Annotated in this window: 21 protein-coding genes and 1 pseudogene; 9 read left to right on the top strand and 13 right to left on the bottom strand. The window is 68.1% G+C overall.

The features are described from left to right. Positions 1-460: 460 nt before the first annotated feature. From ACWC91_RS22525 to ACWC91_RS22495, 7 genes are all read right to left on the bottom strand, one after another. Entirely contained in the window at positions 461-1,747 is a 1,287-nt protein-coding gene (locus ACWC91_RS22525) for an SGNH/GDSL hydrolase family protein (protein WP_450726012.1), read from the bottom strand. A gap of 192 nt (positions 1,748-1,939) precedes the next feature. Beyond that, positions 1,940-4,357, bottom strand: coding sequence for a glycosyl hydrolase family 95 catalytic domain-containing protein (locus ACWC91_RS22520; protein WP_450641560.1), 2,418 nt, complete (start codon positions 4,355-4,357; stop codon positions 1,940-1,942). Positions 4,358-4,534: 177 nt separating this feature from the next. Beyond that, a complete protein-coding gene (locus tag ACWC91_RS22515; RefSeq protein WP_450641562.1) occupies positions 4,535-6,406 on the bottom strand; it encodes an alpha-galactosidase D in 1,872 nt (623 codons plus the stop codon). Positions 6,407-6,551: 145 nt separating this feature from the next. Then, complete coding sequence (locus ACWC91_RS22510) at positions 6,552-7,475, bottom strand: carbohydrate ABC transporter permease (RefSeq protein WP_374113978.1); 924 nt, start codon at positions 7,473-7,475, stop codon at positions 6,552-6,554. Continuing rightward, entirely contained in the window at positions 7,472-8,401 is a 930-nt protein-coding gene (locus ACWC91_RS22505) for a carbohydrate ABC transporter permease (RefSeq protein WP_225077401.1), read from the bottom strand. The genes ACWC91_RS22510 and ACWC91_RS22505 overlap by 4 nt, the downstream gene beginning before the upstream one ends. A 21-nt stretch (positions 8,402-8,422) precedes the next feature. Next, positions 8,423-9,736, bottom strand: a complete 1,314-nt coding sequence (locus tag ACWC91_RS22500) for an ABC transporter substrate-binding protein (protein WP_225077400.1) — start codon at positions 9,734-9,736, stop codon at positions 8,423-8,425. Between the two features lie 2 nt (positions 9,737-9,738). Next, positions 9,739-10,920, bottom strand: a complete 1,182-nt coding sequence (locus ACWC91_RS22495) for an ROK family transcriptional regulator (protein WP_225077399.1) — start codon at positions 10,918-10,920, stop codon at positions 9,739-9,741. Between the two features lie 181 nt (positions 10,921-11,101). Here ACWC91_RS22495 and ACWC91_RS22490 point away from each other — a divergent pair, with 181 nt between their 5' ends. Further along, a complete protein-coding gene (locus ACWC91_RS22490; protein WP_450641563.1) occupies positions 11,102-13,258 on the top strand; it encodes an alpha-galactosidase in 2,157 nt (718 codons plus the stop codon). Here the strand turns inward: ACWC91_RS22490 and ACWC91_RS22485 are convergent. Both ACWC91_RS22485 and ACWC91_RS22480 read right to left on the bottom strand, forming a co-directional pair. After that, positions 13,253-13,519, bottom strand: a complete 267-nt coding sequence (locus ACWC91_RS22485) for a hypothetical protein (RefSeq protein ID WP_225077397.1) — start codon at positions 13,517-13,519, stop codon at positions 13,253-13,255. The two genes, ACWC91_RS22490 and ACWC91_RS22485, sit on opposite strands and share 6 nt — an antisense overlap. Before the next feature lie 105 nt (positions 13,520-13,624). Continuing rightward, entirely contained in the window at positions 13,625-15,877 is a 2,253-nt protein-coding gene (locus tag ACWC91_RS22480) for a carbohydrate-binding protein (protein ID WP_225077396.1), read from the bottom strand. 549 nt (positions 15,878-16,426) lie between these two features. Here ACWC91_RS22480 and ACWC91_RS22475 point away from each other — a divergent pair. Next, the gene (locus ACWC91_RS22475; RefSeq protein WP_450641566.1) at positions 16,427-16,564 is read left to right on the top strand and encodes a hypothetical protein; all 138 of its coding nucleotides are present in this window, start codon (positions 16,427-16,429) and stop codon (positions 16,562-16,564) included. Between the two features lie 105 nt (positions 16,565-16,669). Here ACWC91_RS22475 and ACWC91_RS22470 read toward each other — a convergent pair whose 3' ends face one another. From ACWC91_RS22470 to ACWC91_RS22460, 3 genes are all read right to left on the bottom strand, one after another. Then, positions 16,670-17,380 carry a hypothetical protein gene (locus ACWC91_RS22470; protein ID WP_450641567.1) on the bottom strand — a complete coding sequence of 237 codons (711 nt, stop codon included), beginning with the start codon at positions 17,378-17,380 and terminating at the stop codon, positions 16,670-16,672. 306 nt (positions 17,381-17,686) lie between these two features. Next, positions 17,687-18,715, bottom strand: a complete 1,029-nt coding sequence (locus tag ACWC91_RS22465) for a DUF916 domain-containing protein (RefSeq protein WP_225077393.1) — start codon at positions 18,713-18,715, stop codon at positions 17,687-17,689. Positions 18,716-18,719: 4 nt separating this feature from the next. Next, the gene (locus ACWC91_RS22460; protein WP_225077392.1) at positions 18,720-19,289 is read right to left on the bottom strand and encodes a hypothetical protein; all 570 of its coding nucleotides are present in this window, start codon (positions 19,287-19,289) and stop codon (positions 18,720-18,722) included. 134 nt (positions 19,290-19,423) lie between these two features. Here ACWC91_RS22460 and ACWC91_RS22455 point away from each other — a divergent pair, with 134 nt between their 5' ends. Both ACWC91_RS22455 and zwf read left to right on the top strand, forming a co-directional pair. Continuing rightward, positions 19,424-19,603 (top strand): hypothetical protein, encoded by a 180-nt coding sequence (locus tag ACWC91_RS22455; protein ID WP_225077391.1) that lies wholly within the window; start codon positions 19,424-19,426, stop codon positions 19,601-19,603. Between the two features lie 867 nt (positions 19,604-20,470). After that, a complete protein-coding gene (gene zwf / locus ACWC91_RS22450; RefSeq protein ID WP_376502925.1) occupies positions 20,471-21,913 on the top strand; it encodes a glucose-6-phosphate dehydrogenase in 1,443 nt (480 codons plus the stop codon). Here the strand turns inward: zwf and ACWC91_RS22445 are convergent. After that, positions 21,852-22,067: a hypothetical protein gene (locus ACWC91_RS22445; protein WP_376502923.1), complete on the bottom strand. Its 216-nt coding sequence runs from the start codon at positions 22,065-22,067 to the stop codon at positions 21,852-21,854. The genes zwf and ACWC91_RS22445 overlap by 62 nt on opposite strands. 5 nt (positions 22,068-22,072) lie before the next feature. On the opposite strand from ACWC91_RS22445, the gene ACWC91_RS22440 reads away from it, so the two are divergent. The 5 genes and pseudogenes from ACWC91_RS22440 (at position 22,073) to ACWC91_RS22420 (ending at position 25,475) form a co-directional block, all read left to right on the top strand. Next, positions 22,073-22,351: a hypothetical protein gene (locus ACWC91_RS22440; RefSeq protein WP_450641570.1), complete on the top strand. Its 279-nt coding sequence runs from the start codon at positions 22,073-22,075 to the stop codon at positions 22,349-22,351. Between the two features lie 148 nt (positions 22,352-22,499). Continuing rightward, positions 22,500-23,258, top strand: a complete 759-nt coding sequence (locus tag ACWC91_RS22435) for a hypothetical protein (protein WP_225077388.1) — start codon at positions 22,500-22,502, stop codon at positions 23,256-23,258. Beyond that, positions 23,255-23,761 carry a DUF302 domain-containing protein gene (locus ACWC91_RS22430; protein ID WP_281153926.1) on the top strand — a complete coding sequence of 169 codons (507 nt, stop codon included), beginning with the start codon at positions 23,255-23,257 and terminating at the stop codon, positions 23,759-23,761. Before ACWC91_RS22435 ends, ACWC91_RS22430 begins: the two co-directional genes overlap by 4 nt. Positions 23,762-23,995: 234 nt before the next feature. Next, positions 23,996-24,795, top strand: a pseudogene (locus ACWC91_RS22425) (DUF427 domain-containing protein). Between the two features lie 206 nt (positions 24,796-25,001). Continuing rightward, positions 25,002-25,475 (top strand): hypothetical protein, encoded by a 474-nt coding sequence (locus ACWC91_RS22420; RefSeq protein ID WP_450641572.1) that lies wholly within the window; start codon positions 25,002-25,004, stop codon positions 25,473-25,475. Positions 25,476-25,884 lie beyond the last annotated feature (409 nt).

The raw sequence follows: 25,884 nt of genomic DNA, 5'->3' as shown, positions 1-25,884 counted from the left end.
AGGGCCCGCGGAGGGGACTGCGCCAGAAGCCGGGACGGAACGGCCCCGGGGGCGGAGGAGTCCGCTCGACCCGCCGCACGAGGGCCCGGGTGCGAGCGGCCCACTTGGCGGCCTGCGCCGCCGCGACAGCGCGAGCGCGATCGAGGCGTCCCTGTTTGTGCCCCTCGTCCGAACTCGGGCGCTGCGGCTCGCCGGAGCCCGGGGCCGGCGACCGTCCGCCGCTGTCCATCGGCTACCTCCACTGTCCCCGGGCCGACTCTCGGAACGGGGATCGCCCCCGCGCCGTCATTGCCTGTCAGGCGTCCGCTCCAAACTTCCACAGATCGGATCGGCTTTCCCTTTCTGTCGTGCATGCGGGTGTCCGTCGCCAGCCGAACGGTCGAACCGGCGCTCCGCACGGCCCGACGGGTCGCACGAGCCTCGGGGGCGCCACCTCGGAGGGGGCCGGTGCCTGCGTGTGTCAGGTGCGCAGTAGCCGCAGGTCGATGGCGTCGGCCATCGCCTTCATGCCCGCGTCGTTGGGGTGGATGTGGTCACCTGAGTCGTAGGCGGGTTTGAGGGCGGCCGGGTTCGCGGGGTCGCGCATGAACCGGTCGAAGTCGATGACGCCGTCGAAGGCTCCGCTGGTACGGATCCACTGGTTGACGTCCTGGCGGATCGCCTCGGCGGCAGGCGTGTAGTACCCGTTGCCCTCGTCGGGCATCAGCGTTGCACCGATGACATTGACGCGGGCGGCATGAGCCTCGTCGATCAGGGTCCGGTAGCCGTTGATGAGGTCCTGGGCGGTCAGGGGCCCGCTGTTGGGTCCGGCGTTGTTGCCGATGTCGTTGATGCCTTCGAAGAGGATCACGTCCTTGACGCCTGGCTGGCCGAGGGCGTCGTGCCCGAAGCGCTTGAGGGCGCTGACCCCCTGCCACAGGTTGGGCACGTCGGTGAGGACCCGGTTGCCACCGATGCCGGCGTCGACGACGCTCAGCTTCTGCGGGCCCCGGTCGGCGCCCAGCCGGCGCCCGAGGAAGTCCGGCCACCGGGTGTAGGTGCCCGTGGAGGAGTGGTAGCCGTCGGTGATGGAGTCGCCGAAGGCGACGACGGTGCCCTTCGCTGTCGGCGAGACGACGTCCATCCCTGCCAGGTAGTACCACGAGGTCGTGGTGGTGCCGAACGCGGCAGCGCTGTCGTCACCGATGTGATCGCCGGAGGCGATGTAGGTCGTGTCGAATGCGTCGGAGTGCCAGGTCGACGTGCCCGTCGTGCCGGGCACGTAGAGGCTGACGAGCAGGTTCTCCCCGGCGCTGACCGAGATCGGGATGACGTCGCTGACCGCCTCTTGGCCGGCGGGGATCGTGACGTGACCGGAGTTTCCGAAGGTGACGTTCCGGGTGGTGCCGCGTGCGGCCTCTCCGCCGCTCGCCTGGACGGCCACGTCCACGGCGCTGACCTCGAGCGGGGAGGTGCTGTACCGGTTGGACAAGGTGATGCGAGCGCCCGAGCCCGCGACGCTGCTGTGGACCACCATCCGGATGCTCTGGTTGCTGAAGGACGGGCCGCCGGTCGTCATGCTGGGTGACCAGGCGCTGACCCGTGTGCCCTTGCCTTGCACCGCGAACGTGGCGGCGCTCGCCACGTTCGCGGTGCTCAGCGGAACGACCGTGAGGGCAAAGCCGGTCAGCGCGCCGACCACGGTCAGCCAGGATCTGCGGCGTGGTCGGCAACCGGCCGCCACGCTTCCCTTGTTGTTGGGGGACATCGTCGATCTCCACTCTTCTCTCGTCCGCGGCGGGCTGGGCTCACCGGCTCTGGGTGAGGTGCTGTGGGGGCGCAGGAGGCGGCATCACCAAGGGCTTGGACCCGACCGTTACGAGCAGCGTCGCGACACCCTTGCCGCAGGGCGTCGTTACGCGGGCCGGACGGCCGTCCGGTCACGTGTGACGAGCCGGCCTCAGCCGAGGGTGCCCAGCGTGACGGATTCACCGGGTTTGAGGCTGATCTTCCGTGAGGCGCTGCCCGCGTAGACGGTCGTGTCACGGCCGCCGACGCTCTTCAGCGTCACCCGGGTGACCTTGCCGTTCTTCCAGCTGAGGCCGGCGACGAAGCCGCCGCGGACGCCGACGCCGGATATCGAGCCCGATGCCGCCCACGCGGCGGGCAGTGCGGGCAGCAGCTCGACGTGGCCCGGCCGGGAGTAGACCAGCATCTCGATCATCGCGGAGGGGGTGCCGAAGTTCGCGTCGATCTGGAAGATGCCGCGGCCTTGCCCCATGTCCATGATGTCGAAGAGGTTCGGCGCGGTGCCGTTGCTGCCGCCCGCCGACGGCTTCAGGTTGTTGACGACGAGCTGGTAGGCCTTCTCCGCGTTCTTCAGCCGTGACCAGCACAGACTGCGCCAGGCGTTGGACCAGCCGAAACTGTTCATGCCGCGGGCGGTCAGCAGGGCCGTCGCGCCGGCGAGGATGTCCTTCGGCGTGGAGTCGTCCGGGCGGATACGGTCGCCGGGGAAGAGGCCGACGAGCGGGGAGAGGTGCCGGTGTGTGGTCTCGCCGAGGTTGTCGGGCGACATCCACTCCTCCAGCCAGCCGGTCGTGGGGCTGACCACGGGCAGGTACAGGTGCCGGCGAAGACCGTCGATCGTCGCGCCGTAGGAGGTGTCCTTGCCGAGTACCTGGGTTGCGGTGCGGTAGTTGCCGAAGAGGTTCCAGACCAGTTCCTGGGCGTAGGTGATGCCCTTGGCGTCGAGCGGGCCCTGCTCGGGCGACCAGTCGCTGTCGGCGATGAGGACCTCGCGCGAGGCCCCGGAGGCGTCGGTGACGGTCGTGGTGATGAGGCGTGCCTCCCAGAACTCCACCGCACCCTTGATGAGGGGGTAGATCTTTTCGAGGTAGGCGCCGTCCTGCGTGTACTCGTAGTGCTCGAACAGGTTCTGGCAGAGCCAGGCGTTGCCGGCCGGGTGCCACCACCAGCCGCCTCCGCCGTAGGGGTTGGTGGAGATGGCCACGGTCCAGCCGGCGATCCTGCCACTGGAATTGCGGTACCGGTTGGTCGGGTTGTTGAACAGCCGCTGGGTGACGTCCGTCCAGGAAGGCAGCTGCGCGAGGCAGTAGTCCGTGAAGGCGTCGAAGCAGCCGGACAGGCCCGCGCGGTCGGCCATCCAGTAATTCATCTGGATGTTGATGTCGGTGTGGTAGTCGCCCATCCAGTCCGGGTCGTTGCCGTCCAGCCACGGCCCCTGAAGGCCCATCGGCAGGCTGCCCCGCGACCCGGAGATCATCAGGTAGCGGCCGAACTGCAGGTAGGCGGCCTCAAGTTCCGGGTCGGGGACGTCGTCCCGGTGGCGTGCCTGCACCCGGTGCCAGGTGTCCAGCTTGCGCTGTGCGGCGGACGACGTGCCGAGGTTGACGTCCAGCTGCTCGAACATCGGGCGGAAGTCGGCGACATGTGTGTGCAGCAGGGTGCTCGCGGAGTGGCCGGCCGCGTCGAGGACCTTGGTCCGCGCCAGGCGCTCCGGGTCCACGGACGGGTCACGGAACCCGGCGGCCGCTTCGGGCGCGTAGTTGGTACCGCCGCTGACCACGACGGTGAGGTCCTTGCAGTCGCTGAAGGAGATCGACGTACCGTTGACGGCCACCGTGCCGCCGTTGCTGTACGCGGTGACGGCGGCGCCGTACTTCAGCCCGTTGGCGAGGGAGGCGCTGAACGAGGCGTAACGCCGGGCGCTGTCGGCGGTGGTGGACTCGCCGTGCGTGCCGGTGAGGGAGACGGTACCGGTGTAGGTGCCGCTGCCCTGCCGGGAGAAGTACAGGACGATGACGTCGTCGGGGCGACTGGCGAAGATCTGTCGGTGGTAGGTGACGCCGGACAGGTCGTACGAGGCGCTGACGAGGCCTTGGGCCAGGTCGAGTGTGCGACGGTAGTTGTCGACGGAGCCCAGGTCGTGGCCGGGGATGTCGACGGTCAGCTCGGCCAGCAGGGTCAGCGAGCCGAAGTCGTCGCGGCCGTAGGGGAACTGGCCGTCGCTCTGCAGGGTGTCGTTGAGGCCACCGGACCACAGGGTGGCGTCGGTGATCGTCAGCAGTTCGCTGGAGGGATCGTTGCTCGCGAGCGCTCCGAGGCGCCCGTTCCCGACCGGCAGACCCTGCTGGATCATCGAGTTGGATGAGCCGGGAGCCTGCCACCACAACTGGTTCTTCGCGGCGGCGGCCGCGGACAGCAGGGGTGAGGTGGTCGGGCGCTGGGGGGCGGCCGAGGCGGTGAAGGCGGGCAGGCCGCCGAGGGCGGCGGCCGTGCCGGCTGCGGCGGCGAAGGCCAGGAAGCCCCTTCGGCTCGGGTGGTTGTCGCGCGTTTCGGTGTGCTGGGTGTCCACGTTGTGCACTCCATGTCCGGGGAACGGCGCGTGCGGGAACGACACATGTATGTCGTCGGGCGTTGTGTGCGGGGAATACGCCGGGCGTGAAGCCCGGATGCCGCGGGACTGTGCGGAGGCCCGGGGCAGTTGCCGGGTGCGGGGCCCGGTCGTGTCACTTCCGGGCCCGCGGAGCGGTCAGGCGGACTTGGGTACGTCGATCCTGTCGATGTCGGGCGAGTAGTCCCAGCCGCTGTCGAACGTGACGGTGTTGGAACCCGCTTTCAGCGCCAACTCGACGCTGATGGTCCCGACCGTGCCCCAGTCGCCCGTGGAGGGGAACTTGAGGCTGGTGCCGTTGCCGCTGTTGGAGTAGACGGTCACCGAGCGGGGGTCGCCGCTGACATAGGAGACGTTGACGGGGTAGATGCCGTCCTTCTTCACCGTGATGTCGTTGAACTGCAGCCTGCTGTCGAGGTAGAGGTTGCCGACCTTCTTGCCGCCGGAGCAGGAGTCGCATGCGGCGACGGAGGCGTTGCCGGTTCGGGTGTTGTTCGCGGACTCCGCCTCGTAGCTGGTGGTCGCCAGTGGCGCGCCGCCGGGCTTGACGGTGAACAGCCGGGAGCCGTGTGCGGGCAGCGTCGCGGTGATCTTGTTCTTGTACGTCCCGAGGTCCTTGTGGTTCCACAGGTCACGCACGGAGGCCGCGCCGGTGAACCCGAGGGACGCCCAGTTGGCGGTGACGGATGCCGGCGATTCGCCGAGGTTGAACAGGGCGACGGTGTAGCTGCCGTCGGAGTTCTTGGTTCCCCAGACCTGCTCGTCGCCCATCGGGGTGACGGGACGTGCGACGGGCGAGTTGTTCTGGTCGACGGCGATGACTTCCTGGTTGGTCAGCAGGGAAAGACCGTAGCTGTCCAGCTGGGTGAGGTCGTCACCAGTGAACAGGGGCGACTTGTTGATGGCCCACAGGGTCATGTAGCTCTGCCGTTCGGCGTTGGTGAGGCCGTCCATCGCCCCGTTGCCGACATCGATCGCGTCGAGGTCGTTCCAGCCGCCCGGGCCGGCCTTGCCGCTCCACGCGGGGGCGTCGTCCCACCGGCCCTTGACCGAGTTGTCCCAGGTGACCAGGGTGTTGCAGTAGCACTCGACGTCGGTGTCGATGCGCCAGCCGTTGGAGTACTTCTTCCAGTCGGCGGCGTGACCGATGTCGAGTGACCAGGAGAGCTCGAGGTGGATCGGGCGCCCGGTGTCGGCTATGGCCTTGTGCCAGGCGGCGACGTCCGCGACGTTGTTGTAGTTGTCACCGGACTTGAACGAGCCCGGACCCACCCCGTCCAACTTCAGGAAGTCGTAGCCCCAGTCCGCGAGCATCCGCGCCTGCGAGTCGATGTACCTCTGCGCGCAGGGGTTGTCGAAGTCCAGCTTGTAGGCGCTGTCCCAGCCGTTGGTGGTGCGCAGGTCCGGGTAGACGATGTCCGCGGTGGTGCAGCCGGGGGCGTTCCGGATCGGCACCCTGCCGTCGCCGTACGCGCCCTTCTCCAGGCCGACGGGCAGGTAGATACCCGCCTTGAGGCCCTTGGAGTGGATGTGGTCGGCGACCGACTTCATGCCGTGGGGGAACCGGACCGGGTCGGGCGTCTGCCGGCCGTACTGGTCGAACTCGGTCGTCCAGTTGTTGTCCATCCACCAGCCGGCGTCGATGTTGACGTGGTTGTAGCCGTACTTCTTCAGCGTGGCGGCGAGGGCGTCCGTCTGCTTCAGGACATTCGCCTCGGTGAGGTAGCTGTAGTTGCCGTTCGGGTTCAGGCCCGGGTACTGGGAGGACTGCATGCTCCAGCTGGACCAGCCCATGAACGGCTTGGCCGCAATGCCGGAAGTGACGTCCGCCGTGGTCGCAGCCGGGGCGGCGGCTGCGGTCGTGGACCTGGAGGCGGCGGTGGCCCGGGTGGCGGTGGGGACCGCTGTAGCGAGCGCGGCCGTGACGGCCAGGACCAGCATGACTCTCATGGTGTGGCGTGGGGAGCCGGCGAGGGCTCCGCGCAGAGCTCTGTACGAGGGTGACCGCATGGGTCTGCCTCCTGGGGATGCAATGAGCGGAATCGCGCGGTTGCACCCGTGAGGAACGGGCGTTGTGCCGGTCAGGGGCGTGTTCCGGACAGGACGCCGGGGGAAGTGGTCGGGCAACCGACGGCCGGGGCGTCGGGTCGGCGGCTCAGCCCTTGCCCGAGCCGATGGTGAGGCCGCTGATGAACTGTCGCTGGAGCGCGAAGTACACCAGCAGCGTGGGGATCGCGGTCATGAGAGCACCTGCCGCGATGAGGTTGGGATTGGTGAAGTAAGCGCCCTGGAGATTGGCCAGTGCGGAGGTGATGGGACGCTTGTCACCCGCCTGGATCAGCGCGAGCGACCAGAAGAAGTCGTTGTAGATCCAGATGGATTCCAGGGTCGCCAGCGCCGCGAACGCCGGCCGGCACAACGGCAGCACGATCTGGAAGAATTGCCGCCACACCGGGGCACCGTCCACGAGAGCGGCTTCGAAGATCTCTTTCGGGACCGTCTTCATGTAGTTGCTCAGCACGAAGGTGCAGAAGCCGCACTGGTAGGCGATGTGGATGAAGATGATGCCCCACAGGGAGTTGTAGACGAGCAGGGAATCGCTCATCCACGCGGGCAGCGGCACGAGAAGGTACAGCCGGTACAGGGGCGTGATCAGGACCTGTGCGGGGAGCAGGTTTCCCGCGGTGAAGAGCATCAGCAGTGCGACGTTCCAGCGGAAGTCGAACCGCGCGACGAAGAAGGCCACGGCTGCGGCGAAAAGCAGGGTGCCGAGCACTGCCGGAACCGTGATGAGTACGGAGTTCCAGAAGAAGTGCGGCATCCCGGACTGGTTCCACGCGTCTGAGAAGTTCCGCAGGCCGATGCTGTGCGGCCAGGACAGATACCCGTGCCGGGCGGTGTCGGAATAGGGACGCAGGGAGGTGTACACGGCCCAGAGCAGCGGGACGAGCCACAGCAGCGCTGTGCCGCCGAGCATGATGTGGCGTGCGGTCTGCCGCTTCGGCCTTGCGGAGCCCGCGGCGTGATAGGTCCGCGAGGGGCGTGACCGGCGGGCCGGTGGTGCGGCGGTCGTGGTCACTGGTCCTCCTTGCGGAATGTCTGGACGAGGAACGTCCCGATTGCGGCGAGGGAGACGATGAGCAGGATGACCGCGAGCGCGGACCCGTATCCGATGTGGCTGGACTCGCCGATGATGTTGTCGGTGATGAGCAGCGACAGCAGTTCCATGCCGGGCTTGCTTCCGGTGCCGCCGCCGAGGACGTAGACGACGTCGAAGGCGCGCAGTGACTCCATGAGGGTGACGACCAGGACGATGATGTTGACCGGCTTCAGGGCCGGCAGCACCACTCTCATGAAGGTCTGGCGTCCGTTGGCGCCGTCGAGAGCGGCCGCCTCCTTCAGGGCGGGGTCGAAGCCCTTCAGCCCGGCCAGGTAGAGGATCATGATGTACCCGGTGTGCCGCCAGCCGGAGGCGACCAGGACGGCCCACAGATTGAGGTGGGGATTGCCCAGCCAGTTGATGTGGTGGCCGATCACACCGTCGAGCAGGCCGGTGTCGGGGTTGTAGATGATCTCCCAGATGAAGCCGACGACCGCCAGGGACAGCACCATCGGCATGAAGATCGCGGTCTGGTAGAGGCGGGTGAAGCGGATCTTGTGGTCGAGCTGGTAGGCCAGGAAGACCCCGAACGGAGTGGGGAGCAGCGCTGTGAAGAGCAGCCAGATCAGGTTGTGCTGGACAGCCGGCCAGAACGGCGGGTAGTTGGTGAAGATCTCTTGGTAGTTGCCCAGCCCGACCCACTGGATGTCGGACAGGGTGAGGCCGTCCCAGCTGGTGAGGGACAGACCGACGGAGGCGAGCGCCGGCAGCCACACGAAGGCCAGCAGGGCGAGCAGCGGGATGCCGACGGCAAAGGTCAGAAAGAGGCGGTCACCAGGACCGAGCCGGCGAGGACGAGGGTGTGCGAGCGACGGAGACCGGCGCACGGTGCGCACGGAGGACATGGTGAACCCCCTCCGGTAGGGTCAGGCCGTGAAGAAGCGAGAGCGCTGCGACTCGATCTTCTTGAGCAGGGCTGAGCCGTTGTCGGGGTGGTTCAGCCATTCGGTGAAGCCGGGCTCGACCACGGTGGAGATGAATCCCGGATCGCTGTCGCGGTCACCGAACTGGGTGATGTGCTTGGCGCTCGCGATGAGTTCGGCGGCCTTCTTCTGCAGGGCGTTGTACGAACCTGTTCCGGCACCGGAGTTGACGGCCACGTTGCTCGGGTCGATGCCCATGTAGACGCCTTCGGCCTTCGCGCCGCCGAGGAACTCGAGGAACTTGGTGGCGCCGTCGAGGTTCTTCGGCCTGCGGCTGAGCATGAAACCGTCGGTCGGCGCCTCGACGGTGTCCTGACCGTAGGCCGGGTCGATCTCCGGGAAGGGGAAGAAGTCGATGTCGGAGCGGAGGGAGTCGTCGGTGATCTGCTGGCCGACGAAGAGACCGATGATCGCCATTCCGGACTTCTTGTCGAGCAGTGACTGCGCGGCGTCCTGCCAGGAGCGGCCGCCGCCGTTGGTCTGGTAGTAGGGGGTGAGCTCGCGCCACAGGTCGATGGTCTTGGCCGCGCGAGCGTCCGTCCAGGCGACCTGGCCCCTCATCAGGGACATGTGGAAGTCGTAGCCGTTGGCGCGGAGATTGAGGTAGTCGAAGGCGCCGAGAATGCTCCAGCTGTCGCCGCCGCCGTAGCCCGAGGCGATCGGCGAGAGGCCGTCCTTCTTCATCTGCTTGGCCAACGCGATGAACTGGCTCCAGTTGGTGGGGACCTGGTAGCCGTGCTGCTGGAAGACGCTCTTGCGGTAGAAGACGGCCCATGGGTAGTTGTAGAGCGGTACGAAGTAGTACTTCCCGTCCTCGCCCTTGGACAGCTGCTTGGTGGCGTCGCTGTAGCCGGCGCCTATCCTGGCCCATACGTCGTCAATGGGGCTGGCCAGGCCCTTTTTGGCGAAGTACTGCATGCGGTAGCCGGCGAACCAGGTGAAGACGTCGTCCGGGGTGCCCTGGAGGTAGGTGGAGATGCTCTTCTGGAAGGTGTCGTGGTCGACGACGTTCGTCTTGACCGTGAGGCCGCTGTCCTTCTGGAAGGCGTCCGTCACCGCGGCGTAGGCCTTCTTCGGGGTGGCGTCCCCGCCGTTCGATCCGAAGGTCACCGTCTTAGGGTCGGACCCGGCCCCCGAGCCGCAGGCGGCAAGAGCGGGCACGGCCAGGGCGGCCGCCCCGGCACCGAACAGCCCCTGGAGCACCGTTCTGCGGCTGGGTCCTGCGGCGGTCCGAGAGCTGCGGATCTGCAACGTCATGGCTACTCCTCGTACGTGTCTGATCCGATGAAGGACTGGATCGCGGTTGCCGCGGCCCCGCGCGCCCACTCCTCGAAGGGCAGGGGACGTGTCATCACGTCGCACTGCGAAGCAGTACCGAAGGCGGACGCGGCGAACGCGTCCCGGATGCCCTCGGCGAAAAGGTCGTAGGCGGCCAGGCCCTCCCCGGAGATGATCACCCGCTCGGAACCGAGGATGTTCACCAAGGAGCCGATGGCCTTGCCGATGGCCTCGCCGGCTCGTGCGTAGACCGCTCGGACATCGAGGTCTCCGCTGTGGGCCAGGTCCAGCGCCTCCGTCGCGGCGGTCACGTCCTTGCCCGTGGCCTCGCGCACTGCGCGGAGTATCGCGGGGTCCGCCGCGATCGCCTCCACACACCCCCGGTTGCCGCAGTGGCAGAGCGGGCCGAGCGGGTCGAGGGACAGATGCCCGATCTCGCCGGCCACGCCGTGCGCGCCCGACACCACCCGTCCGTGCACCACAAGGCCACAGCCGATGCCGGCGCCCACGGTCACCAAGGCGAAGTTCAAGAGTCCGACTCCGGCCCCGAACCAGTGCTCGGCGACCGTGAGCGCCCGCACGTCGTTGTCGACCGTGACCGGCAGCCCGGTCGCGGTCCCGACGATCTCGGCGAGTGGTACGTCCCGCCACTCCAGGAAGGGCGAGTAGCGGACGACTCCGTTCGCGCGGTCCACGTCTCCCGAGATCGCGAGGCCCAACCCCCGCACCCGCACGCCGAATCCGTCGGCCTCTGTGAGCAACTCCTGCACGACGGAGGTGATGGCGGGGAGCACTGTCTCAGGTTCGCGGCCCGTGAGCGGTACGCACCGGGCGATCCGGATACGGCAGCACAGATCGGCCAGGACGGCGATGATCTCGTCGCCTGTCACCTTGATCCCGATGAACATCGCCCTCCCTGCCTCCACCCGCACCAGGCCGGCCGGACGCCCCACAGCGGGTCGCGCCCCTTCGTCGGCGCCCTCGGCCAGATAGCCGAGCTCCATCAGCGGACGGACCGCCTTGGTGACGGCGGCCGGGGAGAGCCCGGTCCGCCGCCCCGTCTCGGCCCGGGTGAGCGGACCGTGGGACAGCAGGGTGGTGAAGACGAGGGAAGCGGCCGGCGTCATCGGCGGGGTCGCCTCGGGGGAGGGGGTCGAGCGCATGGCCGGAAACCTAGGTTGGTTCTTTTTCGCTGTCAATGAAAAAAGCACGCCTCTTTTGAAGCATGCGAGTTACCCACTGTCAGCCTGGAAAACATAGATGCCGAGCGGGTGTTGACACGTGATCCAAGGCGGAGTTGGCTGCGCACTGCTCCTGTGCGGCACTCTCCGAACGTGAGGACCCATGTCTGCGATCTCCTTCGACCCGGCCTCCGGCGTCTGGCTGCTCTCCACCGCGCGCACGTCGTACGCGATGCGGATCGATCACACGGGAGCCCCCTGTCACCTCGCTTGGGGACCTCGGCTACCCCTTGCGGCGGCGAGTCAACTCGTGCCTCCTCAGGCCGCGGAGATCAGCAGCTTCGAGGGCCGCTCACCGGCCGGCGAGGAGTTGCCGGTCGACGGTGGGGCCCGGTACGGAGCGCCGTCCCTCCGAGTGCGGTTCGCCGACGGCACCCGTGCCTTCGAGTGGGCGCACCTGGGCCACCGGATCAGCGAATCGGCGCCCGGTACGACGGAACTCGCCCTGGAGTTCCGCGACCGCCACCACCCGCTGGCGGTCACCCTCCACTACCGTGTCCACGACGACACGGATGTCATCGAGCGTTGGACCGTGCTGCGCAACACCGGACAGCAACCGATCGCCGTGCTGCGCGCGGATTCGGCCGCTTGGACGCTGTCGCCGCGCGACGACTACCGGATCAGTCATGTCACGGGCCAGTGGTCGGCGGAGGGCCTGCTGCACCGGGAGCCGGTGCCGCACGGCGAGACCGTGCTCACCAGTCGGCGCGGCATCACCAGCCACCACGCGAACCCGTGGCTGATGCTGGACGCCGGCGATGCCACCGAGGACCGGGGCGAGGTGTGGAGCGCTGCCCTGGCCTGGAGCGGAAGCTGGCACCTCATCGTGCAGCGCACGCCCGACGGACGTGCGTCCTTCACGGGCGGGGCCGGGCATGACGGAGCAGAACTGCCACTCGGCCCGGGCGAGGAGTACGCGACACCGCGCTTCGCGGCCATGTACACCGACCGCGGCTTCGGCGCGGCGAGCCGCGCCTGGCACGCGTACGTCCTGGCCCACGTGCTCCCGCACCCGGACGAGACGCGCCCCGTGCTGTTCAACTCCTGGGAGGCCACCGGCTTCGATGTCGACGAAGCCAGTCAGAAGGCGCTTGCGGCCCAGGCGGCGAAGCTGGGCGTGGAGCTCTACGTCGTCGACGACGGCTGGTTCCGAGGCCGCCGCGACGACACCGCCGGTCTCGGCGACTGGGCACCGGACCCCAAGCGGCTCCCCCGGGGGCTGAGGCCGCTGGTCGAGGAGGTCCACCGGCTGGGAATGCGTTTCGGCCTGTGGGTGGAGCCCGAGATGGTCAACCCGGACAGCGACCTCTACCGCGCGCACCCCGACTGGGTGTTGCACTTCCCGCACCGCACTCGCACGGAACTGCGCAACCAACTGGTGCTCAACTTCGCGCGTGACGACATCGCCGAGTGGGCGTACGGATGGCTGACCCGGTTGGTCGCGGACAACGGAATCGACTTCCTCAAGTGGGACATGAACCGAGCCTTCAGCGAGGCCGGCTGGCCCGCCCGTGAAGACGGCCAAGACCTCCTGTGGACGCGGTACGTGCACAACCTCTACGACGTCATCGACCGCCTGCGAGCGGACCACCCCGGGCTGCGGATCGAAACCTGCAGCGGTGGCGGCGGCCGCGTCGACCTCGGCATCCTCTCCCGTACGGACCAGGCGTGGCCGTCCGACAACACCGACGCGGTGGACCGGGTCTCCATCCAGCACGGCTTCAGCCAGATCTACCCGGCACGGGTGATGGCGGCGTGGGTGACGGATGTGCCCAACCAGCTCACCAGCCGATCGGTGCCGCTGCGGTACCGCTTCCATGTCGCGATGGCGGGGGTCCTGGCGGTGGGCGGCGACCTCGCGCACTGGACCCCCGGGGAATTCGCCCAAGGCGCGGAACTGGTGGCGCAGTACAAGAGGGTCCGTCACATCGTGCAGCACGGCATCCAGCACCGGCTGCGCGGCCCCGTCGACGACGGACCGACAGCGGTGCAGTACACCACCCCGGACCGCCGGGAGGTCTTCGTGCTGGTGTGGCAGAGGGCACCCCGCCACGGCACGCCGCGCCCCGTCCTCAGGCTCGCCGGCCTGGATCCCGCCGCGCGCTACCGGGATGCCGTCACCGGCGCCGTGCACCACGCGTCCGCACTGACCGGGTACGGGATCACACCCGAGCTGCCGGCCGGGGACTGGTCCACTACCTCCCTGCACCTGATCAGGGTGGACGACATGGCGGCCGACGGCACCGGCCCGACGTCATGAGTCTCCGTCAGGGCTGATCCCGTAACCATCCGTCATGCCCGAGCGTTTCAGGCCCTTGGCGATGGAGCCGTCGTCGATGGCGATCTGGTCGAGCACGAGCACGAGCACGAGCACGAGCCCGACGAGCCGGTCGCAGGATTCCAGCCGGTGTGCCCGAACTGCCCTGCCGCGGAAATTGCCATACATCCCGGACCGGCCGGAACCCGGGGCTGTACCGGGCTTGGCACCGTCGTGACGATCGCCGTCGGCAACGCGAAGCATCCTCCTCACGGCGTGGGGTGCTGCGATGGTCCCACCCGCGGAAGTGGGCGGGTGCAGCGGGCGTGGGACCATCGCAGGGCACCCTGGCTGTCGGAAGACGGACGGCTACTCGGTGAACCGTAGGAAGTCCAGGTTGAAGCCGCCCGTTTCGCAGTAGACGGTGATCGTCTGTTCCCCGGCTGCGAGCGTCACGGGCACGTGCACGGACTGGTAACTCGCCCAGCCATCCGTGGCAGGCACCGACACGGTTGCCAGCGTGGCTCCGCTCTGGTCACGCAAGGACAGGGCGTTCGGTGCGGTGGTCCCGGTGCCGTTGGCGACGCGCGACTCGAGATCGTAGGTTCCTGCCTGCGCCACGTCGATGCGGTACTTGAGCCAGTTGCCGGCGGCCGTCCAGCCCACGTTCTTGCCTCCGCTGGCCGCGGCGTTGCTCTCGATGAAGTTGCTGCCGTCTGCGGACCAGCCGTGCTGTTCGATGTAGCCTTCCGCCTCGATCTTCTCGCCCATCGGGACCGCGTGAGGCCGCACAGTCAGGTGGACGCTCACCTGGTCGCGCGCCCTGCCGTCGGTGGCGTAGAAGGTCATGTCCTGCTCACCGGCTGTGGTCGGGTGGATGGTGACCAGGCCGGTGACCGGGTCGATGGTGACGCCGTCGGGCAGTTCGGTGGCGTAGTAGGCCAGCCGGTCCCCGTCGCGGTCGGTGGCCCGCAACTGCAGACGCACGGTGCTGTACTGGTCGACGACCACATCGGCGGTCGGGCCGAGGTCGGGGGCGTGGTTGTGGCGGCCCGAGGGAGCGCTGCCCTGCCACCGGTAGGTGGCAAAGGAGCCGGCCGGGACGGTCACCACGAACGACTGTCCGGCGACGACGATGCGGACCCTGCTGTCGGTGCTGTTCCTGTTGCCGAGGACGGCGACGAACTTGTCGGCACCGGAGCGGAAGACCACGTTGCTGACGCCGTGTTCTGCGGCGCTGGACTCGACGCGCACGTCACCGGGGGAAAGGTACTTGGCGAACTGCCCCATGTCGTACAACTCGTCGCGGACGGTGAAATCCTTGGTCGTCGTGTTCACCGTGACCAGCCGGTTCGGCCACTTGGTGGTGGCGCCGACCTTCTCCCAGTCGATGTTGTTGTCCCGCGCGGGTGTCCAGTGCAGCGTTCCGCCGTCCTGATCCGTGGTTTGGGCCCACAGGATGTATGACCCGGCATCCAGGCGGAAGTCGCTGAGGAGCGTCGAGGGTGAGAGGTCGCTCGTCTCCGTGAGGTGGACCGGCTTCCCAGTCTGTTCGTAAGCGTCGCGCATCACACGCGGGTCCCCCCAGTAGGGGTGGAAGGCGATGGCGTCCGCCGCGTTCCGGACCTGCTTGCCGGTCACCGAGCCGTCGGGGGCGTCGTCGAAGATGCGGTGGTAGTTCTTGGTGGCCGTGCTGTTGGGATCACGCCAGTCCCAGAAGTTGAAGTCGTGGACGTAGAGCTGGGTGTTCAGCCGCGCGGCCCGGACTTCACGTTTGATCGCCAGGGCCAGCTTCTGCTGCTGGGCGACGCTGATGTCCATGGCCGGGTAGACCACGTCCATGCCCGGCTCGTTCAGCAGTGTCAGGGCGTCGACGCGGATTCCGTGCTTCGCGTAGGCCTGGACGAACTTGACGTAGTAGCGCGCGAACACATCGATGCAGTCGTCGCGCAACTTGCCGACCTGGTAGTAGTCCGTGGTGCTCCCGGGCTTCAGCGCGACCTCGCCGGTGAACCGGTTGTTCGTCTTCATCCACGCCGGTGCGCTCCACGCGGAGGCGAAGAACGTGGCCTTCGGGTTGTAGCGCTGAATGAGCTTGATGGTGTCGACGATGTGAAGGTCGATGTCCCGCTGGATGGAGAAGTGCTTGAGGCCGAAGTCCTCCGTGACGCCGGCGGGGAGGTCGTCCTCCGACCAGAACGGGAGATGTTCGATGAGGTCGGGGCTGCCGATCGTCAACCGGAACCGGTCGAGACCCGCGCCGTTCTTGGGGTCGACCAGAAGCCGGATGGCCGCATCACGCTGGGCGGGGGTGAGCTTCCACAGGTTGGAGACGCTCGTCTCGTCCACGGAGAAGCCGATGCCTGAGTATTTCTGCCGGGTGGTGCTCGGATCGACGACCACGGTGGCATCGGCAGGGGAGCCCTTGTCGTCACCCATCCGGACACTCGGCAGCGGCCGCCATGCCTGCGCGCCGCCGGTGGAGTAGGTGCCGGTCACGACTCGGCCCCGCCCGGTCGGTTCGCGCCCTGCCCGGTCCGCGTGCGCGGTGGGAATCGTGCCGACAAGCGCGGTCAGTGCCGTGACCGCGACGGCGGCGATCGCGGTGCGAGGACGTCTCACAGCTTCTCCTGGAGTCTGGGGGAGTATCGGGGTTCGTCGCCGGGCCAGGGCGGTGGCTCGGCTCGCTGCCGGTTTTGGCGGCAACTACACGCGTTCATAAGGGGATTGAGACTGCTGCCCGCAGTACGGGCGCACGGAAAGGGTCTGACAGCCAGGTGTCCTGGCGTGGCGACAGCCACCGCATTGCCCCCTCCCGCCTCACCGACGGGTTGGATCCAAGCAATTTCATTGGCATTAAGTCAAGGCATGAAGTAAGTGAGCTTCAGCCAAGCTCCGCCGGGGAACGTGGCGTTCGAACCGGGGCCGTCGCCGCCGGCGTCAGCGTGCCTGGCCGAAGCGTTGAGGCAGCGACGCCCTTGTTCTGTGACGTGAGTTGCTTGATGGCGACAATTACCCGGTGGTAGTTGGCGTCCGGCTCGGTGATCGGCGGCGATGCGTCCGCTGCCTCTCACTGGCGGCAGGGACCGGGTGCGACGGCTCGCCGAAAAGCACCGCGGTGTCGGCGCCGCGACCGGGGGCGCCGTTGACGAGAGGATCCGCGACGGCCAGGTGGCGAATCGACCGATCTACGTCGCCATTGCTGACACCGCCGGATCGAGCCCGCGCTACTGCTCGCGGCGGGACTGGGCCGAGATCGCCGCCGACTTCACGCCCGTCTACACCGCGGCCGACGCGGACCAGGCCTAACGCAGGGCCGTCACCGCCTGCGGCCACTTCCCCTCGGAACAGGCCGCCCCTTAAGCGCCTGTACCTCTGCACGCTTTCCGCTACGTCCACCCGGGCCGAGTGTTGTCAGCGGTCGTGGCGATCGCAGTGGTCGTGACGCCCGTCGTGCCTGTCGCCGTCGTGCCCGTGGTGCTCGCGGCGCTTGATCGTGGTGGTGTCGGTGGCGGTGTGGGTGGTGGTGTCACCGCCTCCAGTGACGGTAGCGGAGTTGGTGACCCGTGCACGGGCGTTGCAGGAGACGTCGACCTTCACGGTGACGGGCGGGTAGCTGTGCCCGGCAGGCAAGACGTCACTGCGTGTGCAGGTGAGGGTGGCCAGAATGCAGTGCCAGCCCCCGCCGGTGATCCTGTCGGCCCGAAGACCTGCGGGCAGGATGTCGTGGACGGTGACCTTGGAGCCATTGGTCGGGCCGACCGCGGTGGCGTTACCCACAGTGATGGTGTAAACGCCGTCCGTGCCCCGGGTGAAGGCGTCCGCGTGCCTCTTGCTGATGGTCAGGGAGGGTTTGTTGACTGGGGTGACCGTAAATGTGAGGCCGGTACTGCCGGTGTTGTCGGTGCCGCTGGGGCCAGTGGTGGCGGTGCCACTGGGTTCGGTGAGGCCGGTGGTGGTGAAGGTGCCGATCATCGGCACCTCCCCGTCGTTGACCTGGGCGACGTAGGCGCGCTGAACCGTGGCGGTCCAGACTGTGGCCAGGACGATCGCCAGGACGACCAGCCTGGCCATCATGACCGCCCCCGTCTTGCGGGCCCGCGCCCTCAGCCGCAAGCGAAACATGCCGCCCATGCCTTCCGTGCCGCGGCTTGCTCCAGCCCGCCCTCTCCCATGCCTGAACACCGACATCTCCGCATCCAAACCGTCGACAACAAGCCGTGGATACTCATCGTGACATGAAGATCACTTTACGCTTCCGTGAGTGCTCGCGCATAAGACACGACGGTGACCGCGGCGAGCGCACGAGAGTCGACGAACACAGCGGGTGCGCGAGTGGTGCGCGGAGCGGTGACGCGCTCGATGGCGACCGTCATGCGTCGCCCGCGGAGCAGATCAGCCGGCTGTGGGGGCGGGGCTCGGTCGGAGCGGTCACCGGCGGCGCCGGAGGGACTTGGAGAGCAGAAGGCACAGAGCGGTGAGGACGAGGGCTGAGAGCCCGGCGACCACAGGGGTGGGGAAGCGCCCTTGCCGGGCGGCCGACGCGGCGACCGCTCCGGTGCTACCGGGAGTCGTCGGGAAGGTGATGGTGGCGCGGGAGGTGTGCTCGACCAGGCCGCTTTTGAGTGTGAGCGCCGCGGTCCACGGGCCGTCAGGCAGCCGTGCGTCCAGCGGGACGACCGCCTCCGCGAGGTCGCCCGGAGCCAGTGTGGTGCCCGTCTTGGCCGAGAACGGACCAGCGCGCAGTCCGCCCGGCCCGTCGGAGACGGAGAGTGCCCCGCCGATGTCCAGGGCACGGCCCCCTGTGTTGTGGATCCGGGCGCGAACCTCCCCCCGCCCGTCGCGGGCTCGGGTCGAATAGAGCCGCTCGATCTTGAAGTCCGAGGGTGGCTCACCACCGGGACCGACATCGATGTACATGCGGACGCCCACCCGGCCCAGCATCGTCATAGTGTGCGAGCGGTCCGTGGGGGTGCCCGTCTGCGCCCAGATGACGCCGTATCGCTCCCCGGCGGCGGCGTCCTTGGGCACCCGGATGGTGGTGCGCACCCGCGCCGTTTCGGAGGCCGCCAGCTCAAGGTCCGCCGTATCGAGTGACGTCCAGCCGGTCAGCTCGTTGGGGGTGCGCTCCGGCGCGAAGGTGAACTGGCCCTTCGCGATGGTGGCCGCCGCGGCGTAGACGTTGACGTGCATCGGTGTGGAGGACTCGTTGGTGACCTCCACCCGCCGCTCGATGGTCGAGCCGGGCGCGACGTGGTCGACGATGTAGGCCCGCGCCCTGGGATCGGCACGGCGGCTTTCCGGAGCGTCGAGCAGCTTGATACCGATGGTCCTGCCCGCAGCAGGGGCGTGGGGGGAGGACACCCCGGGCGCCCCCTGCCCCGCCGCCGGCATCACCCCGGCCGCCTGTACGAAGGCCAGCAACAGCAGTGGAACCCAGTACCGGCGCGCACCCTTCATTCCGTCAGGCAACGGATTGGGTCAGCGTTCCGGTGTAGACCCCGCTGATGGTGCCGGCGGGCAGGTTGACGGCGACAGTCGGGTTCCAGGTCGCGGTGTTGTCTCCGACACCGGCGGTCCCGGTGACTACCGTCTGCACGGAGTTGCTCAGCGTCACGTCCGTTGTGGTGGCGGTAATGGTACCGGTCGTCGTTACCGTCCCGGCCGCGTAGGTAGCGCTGGTGGCGGGTACCGTCGACGCACCGCTCGTGAAATCCGTCTCCGTCGCGGTTACCGTCCAGGAGGCCGAGGCGAGGGCGCGAGCGTCGGTGACGGTCACGGGACCGATAGGCGCGCTGATCCGGGTGCCGGGCGCTCCCGCGCCGAGGTCGGCGCTGGCCGGTACCGACAGCGTCAATGCGCCGGACGTGACGGCGTACGTGACTGTGGTGCTGGGGTCGGCCGCCGCGACGGCGTGGCCCGGCTGGACCAGGACGAGAGCAGCGGCTGCGGCCGCGACAGATAGGCTTCGTGCGCGCACGATAACTCCCGAAGTAGCCGCCCGCCAGCGGACATCCTGGCTGACAGCGGACATGCTGGCTGACGTGACGCAGACAATCGGGCGCGGCCTGTTCACACAAGCCGACGCGCGTCGCACTCCGCCACTCGAATGACCACATTTCAGCCGGAGCGAAGCCGAGTCCGGCTCGCCGGCATCGCCTGGCCGCGATGACGAAGGTCAGCAGGGAACGGCATCGCAAACTGACCCGCAACCAGCTCGACATGATCCTCGACGCGGTCAACGGCCTCGCCCTCGACTTCCAGTGGATCAGGCGCGGCAGCGCCGGCAGTAGCCTGGACGACGCACTGCACGAGGTCCGTCCGCTGCACCGCGAACGCCCCCGGTAGGCAGCCGCCGCCCGGACATGGCTCGTCCCGGCGAACCGCCGCCGTGGTTCCGACCGGGGCGGCCGACACGGCGCGGCATGTCGTTCCCGGACCCCGAGTCCGGGCCCTACGTCACCCACCGTGGCCTCAACGTACTGGGCGCCATCGGCAAGGAAACGAAGGCAACTCATGAAGCTGACCACCGATCAGGCCCGGTAGGCGTTACCGGCGCAGTGGCGTGGCCCTATGCTGCGCCCGCCAGATCGAGGCCATCGAGGTTGTGACGTGAATTGCTCGATGGCATCAGTTTCCCGGTGATGGTTCGCGTCCGTCGCCTGCGGCGGCGGGGCAGCCCTGGCCAGGCTCAGAGTTCCCGGGTGTCGTCTGAGGTAGGCGCCTTTCCATCAGGCGCAGTGCGTGGGTGCCGGTCTCGTGGGAGAAGGCCCAGCAGGCGCCGAGGAGCCAGGTAGCCCTCGTGGATCTGTCGCTGCCCCGCGGCCGGGTCGAACCGTGCGTGTCGCCTTGCATGCAGATGGTGATGATCCGCGTCGAGTGCCCCTGTTGAGCGGCCTTGCCCGGCGGGCAAAACGGCTCAAGTTGAGGGTGGGCATGGGCGATCCTAGGCTGATCAGAGTGGGTGAGTCGAATGACCTGGGTTCGGCCAAGCCTTCAACCATGTGGCCGAGTAGGCGGTCCTTCCGGAAGGACCCTGCCTCCTTGCGGGGCGGTGGACCGTACTCGCGGCGGTCGACGAAGGCGTACCAGCAGCCGTGATCACCACGGCGCTCACCGAGCGATTCCGGTCCCGGGGCCTCGGCGAGTTCGCCGACCGGGTTCTGTCCGTCATGCGCAGTGAGTCGGCGGACACGCCGAGAAGAGGAGCCGATCGTGACACGCCCAGACAACCACCTGATCGTGCTCTTCGGCGCCACCGGCGACCTCGCCAAGCGCAAACTGCTCCCTGGCCTGTTCCACCTCGCCAGGGCAGGCCTCCTCCCGGACGGCTACCGCATTGTGGGCTCGAGTACCTCCCGGTCCGCGCTGAGCGACGACGCGTTCCGCGCACACGCGCACGATGCCATCGCCACCTTCGGCCCGTCCGAGCCGTCCGGGCCGGAGTGGCAGTCCTTCGAGGAGTCATTGTCCTTCGGCGCCGCCGAGCCCGAGGATCCCGGCCCGCTGCTCGCGGCCGTACGGTCGGCCGAGGAGTCCCTCGGCGGGCAGCCACGCCGACTGTTCCACCTGGCCGTCCCTCCCTCCGCGTTCGAATCCATGATCGGAATGCTTGGCGGCACCAACTTGGCAGAAAACGCGAAGGTGATCGTGGAGAAGCCCTTCGGTACCGATCTCGCCTCCGCGCGCGCACTCAACGAGACGATCCATGCCGTCTTCGACGAATCCCGCATCTTCCGCATCGACCACTTTCTGGGCAAGGAGTCGGTGGACAACATCCTCGCCCTCCGCTTCGCCAACGGCCTGTTCGAGCCCATCTGGAACCGAGACCACATCAGCCATGTGCAGATCGACGTACCCGAGACGCTCGGCCTCGAGGGTCGAGCCGGCTTCTACGAACGCACTGGAGCCTTCCGGGACATGATCGTCACGCATCTGATCCAGGTGCTCGGCATCGTGGCCATGGAACCACCTGTCTCGCTCGGCGCCCAGCCATTGCGTGACGAGAAGGCCAAGGTCTTCGAGGCACTGCGCCCCATCGAACCCGCCCACGCCGTACGCGGACAGTACGAGGGCTACCGTGACGAGCCGGGTGTCACGCAGGATTCGCAGACCGAGACGTTCGCCGCGCTACGACTGGAAGTGGACAACTGGCGGTGGGCCGGAGTCCCGTTCCACCTGCGCTCCGGCAAGAACCTGGCACAGCACCGAGAGGTGATCACCCTCGGCCTGCGAGAGCCGCCCCTGAGGATGTTCCGTACCGATCTTTCCCACCACGAGAAGAACACAGGCAACAAGATAGTGATCGACTTCGGGGACCCCGGGTGGATCGCCACCCGCTTCCTCGCGAAGGAACCCGGCCCCACCATGCGACTCGGACCGGCAACGATGACCTTCCGCTACGCTGACTCCTTCTGCCAGAAGTACGAACTCGAAGGCTACGAACGGTTGCTCCTGGACGCCATGCTCGGCGACCAGTCGCTGTTCACGCGAGCCGACGAAATTGAGCACATCTGGGCGGCATCGACCCCCCTGCTCGAGAACCCACCGCCGCCCCAGCCGTACGCCGTCGGCTCATGGGGCCCGGACCCGGCCGTCAGCGAACTGATCGCACCCCATCAGTGGAATCTGCCGGATGCCGACGACGCGATGCGGTGACGGTCACTGTGACACCCAGCACGGCTTTGTTGAACGGCAGGGCCAGCCGGTCCTCGATGACCGCCCGGAAGGCGGCGAGCTGCTCGTACTCGTCGTAGGCGTCGACGGTCGCCTCCGCGATCACGGCGTCGAGTTCGGCGGTGGTGAGACTCATCGGCTGTGCCGCCGTTCCCCGCGCAGGAGTTCCGCGAGGCGGGCGCCGCAGCGTCGGTGTCGTCGGACGATCCGTGGTCGAAGGCCTTCGGTAAACGGGACCTGCCCGTCCGAGCCATGGTGCTGCGTCGTGATGACGAGCGGGTCCAGGCGCTGCGCGCGGCGGGCGCCGAGGCCGTCGTCGGAGACGTGACGTGCGCGGGCGACGTCGTCGACGCCCTGGACGGTTGCGGACGGTGTACCTCGGCATGGGCGTGTCAGCGCAGTATCTGGAGGCTGCCGTGACGGCGGCGGCCGTCGCACGCGCGGCCGCCCAGGCAGAACTCCGTGACTCCGATGACCGGCTGCTGGACCACGCCACCAGCGGTTGCGTGGTCTTCCCTCTCCCCGCACGCTGACCGCCATACGCATCGCGACGGAAAGTACCGGGCCCATGAGCGACGAACTCCTCGATCTGGCAATCGCCACCGCCGGCGGTCAAGCGCTCTGGGACACCCTGCGCGGCTTGAAAGTCGACATCTCCATCGGCGGCCCGATCTGGGCGAATAAGGGCTGGCCGCCGGACAGGACGTTCGACCAAATCCTGACGCTCGACACGGTCGGAGAGCACATCGTTTTCGACCCGTTCACCCGCCCCGACCGGCGGATGGTGTTCGACGCCGCCGCTGAAAGCGTCACCATGCAGACTCTCGACGGCGAACCGGTCGAGACCCTCGCCCCCGCACGCGCCGGCTTCAAGGGAATGCTGCGCGACAGTACCTGGGACGCTCTACACCTCGGCTACTTCCTGGGCTACGCGTGCTGGAACTACTTCACCACCCCGTTCCTGTTCACCCATCCGGAAGTACGGGTCCGCGAGATCGAACCGTGGGGCGAGGCCGGGCAGACCTGGCGGCGCCTGCAGGTGCGCTTCCCGCCCGAGATCGCCACGCACAATCCCGACCAAGTGTTCTACTTCGATGCCCTCGGAATGCAACGCCGCATGGACTACATCGCTGAAGTCAACGGCAGCACTCTCGTCGGCCACTACACCAGCCGTTACCAGAGCTTCGGAGGGCTGCTCGTGGCGACACGCCGACGAGTCTTTCGCCGGAACCCCGACAACAGCGTCAACCTCAACCTCCCTTCCATCACGCTCGACATCCACGACGTCGAACTCGTCCACTCCGACGACGAACAGGTACGGCCATGACCACGGAAACCGCCTTCATCGACCACCCCGCCCGGCGGCTCATTGTGGCGCTCCCCGACCCCTACGACGCAGCGCGCGAGCACTACGAAGCCCTCGTCCCCGAGGTCGACCTGCCCCGCTTCTTCCAGATGGCCTCCTGGCAGGCCACGCTCGAGCTCGCCGAGATCAACGCCCCGCATGGTTTCATGCGCTACTACCGCAGCGACATCACCGCCGTCATGGCCGGCTCGCCGTCCTCCTGGAAGGCCACGCAGTACCTGATGGGCAACCACACCATCGCCGAACGCATGTTCCGCCACGACCCGTCGATTATGGTGCACGCACCACTGAGGACCCTGCTCTACGCGGACCCCGACGGCGACACCAAACTCGCCGTCGACCAGCCCAGCCTGCTGTTCGCCAGCTACGGCAATCCTCGGATCGCAGACGTCGGCCGCGAACTCGACGCCCTCCTCGCCCAGTTGGTCACCCTGCTCGGTGGCGACGCACCTCCCCAACTGTGACTCCATGTGGCGGCGGCCGACCGCTACGGTGCGGCCGGAGCGACGGGATCGCACCAGGCGGGCCAGTACGCAAGAGGCTCTCCCGGCCGATCGGCGTGTCCCCTTGGATGCCCGTCCCGGACCTGCCTGAGGGAGGAGATGCCGGTCGGCCGCCCGCGTGGTTGCCTGGTGCCGGTGGGGTTGCGTGCGCGACCCCCGCAGCACTCGGCACCAACGCCATGAGGACAAAAGATCATGGAGCGCTTCACACCGGACTACCCGGAGATGATCGTCCCGGTCGGCCATGTCGAACCCGTACCACGTCGAATCCGGGGCTATGCGGGGAACCGTCCCGTCTTCGACACTGTGCGGGCGCGATACGTGTGGCTCTGGCCGGGCTACCCGCAATACTGCGTTCCTCGCGAAGACATCCGCGACGGTGCTCTCCTCGACGAGGGCCGGACCATGGCGCTACGGGTCGGCAGGGCGCGTCGCCACACCCTCCGACTGGGCTCGCTGACCCGTCCGGCGCGGCCTGGGAGTGGGCCGATGACGTACCTGGTGTCGCCGGTTGTGTCAGCTTCCGCTGGGAGGCCATCGACGCATGGTTCGAAGAGGACGAGCAGGTGTTCGTCCACCCCAGGAGTCCCTACACCCGCGTCGATGCGCTCAGGTCGGGCCGCGGTGTGCGCGTCATGCTCGACGGAGCCGTGCTCGCGGACGCGCCTTCCTCGGTGATGGTGCTGGAGACAGGCCTCCCGACGCGCTACTACCTCGACCGCGTGTACATCGACTGGACCCGCATGCAGCCGACCGACACCGTCACCAGTTGCCCCTACAAGGGCAACACCAGCGGCTACTGGTCCGTCACAACGGACACGGCCACCTACCCCGACCTCGCCTGGGCATACGATTTCCCGACCCGGCAGGTAGCGCCCATCGCCGGACTGGTGGCCTTCTACAACGAGCGCGTGGACCTCTACCTCGACGGCCACCTGTTGCCACGCCCCTCTGCCGTCACCAGAGCCATATGGGAGCAGCAACACCGCGTCTGACCTGCACACTCCCAGTCACTTCGGCATCAGTGCACTGGGGGGTGGGGACGGTTCAGCGATGGCCTCGGCGATGGCGTGGGCGATCACGCCGGCTGCGCACGCAGGGCGCGCCCGAGCCGGTCCAACTCCTCACGCGCACCTGGCCTTTCTCCCACCGGAGCCCCCCTCTCCCGCTCGACCACGGGCATCCTATGCGGGTGAGAACGGTGAGAACACAGGCAGAGGCCCGTACCCAGCTGCTACGTCACTTCACGGAGACGCTCCGTGCGCTGCCCCCGGGACTGTCGCTGGCACTACGGCATCCGGACCTGCCCCACGCGGGCCTGCACCGCGGGGTTGTCCTGTCCGAGGACCTGAACCACCCCGATGACGGCTGGGCGACCTTCGACATCCGGTACTGGGTGCTGGGAACCACGCCGGACACCAGCGACCGGTATTTCGACCTGGTGACGGGGGTGTGGAGTGAGTGGGGCTGGGCGACGCGGGACGGAGGGGCTGCCCGTACGCACACGGGTCGGGCGGACACCCCCGACGGCTACAGCCTCGCCCTCACGCGGAGTGTGAACGGCTACCTGAGCATGGCCGGCTCGACACCGCTGTTCCTGCGGGACTCGGTGGTGGGGGAGCCGATGCCGACGCGGATCGCTTGGCGGGATGGGGAGGCGGTGTTCTCCTTGTAGGCAGGCTCGCAGAATGACCGCCCGGACTTGAGGTCCTGGTTGATTCAGGCGGCCAGGTGTCCGTCTCGGCCGGTAAAGGTGAAGCCGCCGAGTGCGGGCGGCGTCCGCGGTCGGCCTCACCCGCGATCAGGCCCGCGGAACCCTCCGGCTCAGTCTCGGACGCACCACCACCGACAACGACGTCGTCCAGGCCGCCGGACTCATCACACAGGCTGCACACGCCCTGGCGCCGGTGGCCGCCGGCGCGGCCTGGCCTACCCGAACCGGCCGTCTCCGCGGAACGATCCCCACTACCCGCACATGCGGCCTCGGCGTCCTACCTGCCGGTCCGCAGGGTGGGCCGGGCCGAGGGCAGGCCGACGCCGGGCGTCGTGTTCCCCAGGGTGGCAGGCGACCGGCGCGGCCGCTG

It is taken from the genome of Streptomyces sp. NPDC001204, from assembly GCF_053598035.1.
This window is presented reverse-complemented; position numbering and strand designations above follow the sequence as displayed.

Coding starts and splice junctions, on each gene's coding strand:
- ACWC91_RS22525 (WP_450726012.1), bottom strand. CDS start 1,747: ATGTCCCCCAACAACAAGGGAAGCGTGGCGGCCGGTTGCCGACCACGC.
- ACWC91_RS22515 (WP_450641562.1), bottom strand. CDS start 6,406: ATGCGGTCACCCTCGTACAGAGCTCTGCGCGGAGCCCTCGCCGGCTCC.
- ACWC91_RS22505 (WP_225077401.1), bottom strand. CDS start 8,401: ATGTCCTCCGTGCGCACCGTGCGCCGGTCTCCGTCGCTCGCACACCCT.
- ACWC91_RS22500 (WP_225077400.1), bottom strand. CDS start 9,736: ATGACGTTGCAGATCCGCAGCTCTCGGACCGCCGCAGGACCCAGCCGC.
- ACWC91_RS22495 (WP_225077399.1), bottom strand. CDS start 10,920: ATGCGCTCGACCCCCTCCCCCGAGGCGACCCCGCCGATGACGCCGGCC.
- ACWC91_RS22490 (WP_450641563.1), top strand. CDS start 11,102: ATGTCTGCGATCTCCTTCGACCCGGCCTCCGGCGTCTGGCTGCTCTCC.
- ACWC91_RS22485 (WP_225077397.1), bottom strand. CDS start 13,519: ATGCTTCGCGTTGCCGACGGCGATCGTCACGACGGTGCCAAGCCCGGT.
- ACWC91_RS22470 (WP_450641567.1), bottom strand. CDS start 17,380: ATGTTTCGCTTGCGGCTGAGGGCGCGGGCCCGCAAGACGGGGGCGGTC.
- ACWC91_RS22465 (WP_225077393.1), bottom strand. CDS start 18,715: ATGAAGGGTGCGCGCCGGTACTGGGTTCCACTGCTGTTGCTGGCCTTC.
- ACWC91_RS22460 (WP_225077392.1), bottom strand. CDS start 19,289: ATGTCCGCTGTCAGCCAGGATGTCCGCTGGCGGGCGGCTACTTCGGGA.
- ACWC91_RS22455 (WP_225077391.1), top strand. CDS start 19,424: ATGACGAAGGTCAGCAGGGAACGGCATCGCAAACTGACCCGCAACCAG.
- ACWC91_RS22445 (WP_376502923.1), bottom strand. CDS start 22,067: ATGAGTCTCACCACCGCCGAACTCGACGCCGTGATCGCGGAGGCGACC.
- ACWC91_RS22435 (WP_225077388.1), top strand. CDS start 22,500: ATGAGCGACGAACTCCTCGATCTGGCAATCGCCACCGCCGGCGGTCAA.
- ACWC91_RS22430 (WP_281153926.1), top strand. CDS start 23,255: ATGACCACGGAAACCGCCTTCATCGACCACCCCGCCCGGCGGCTCATT.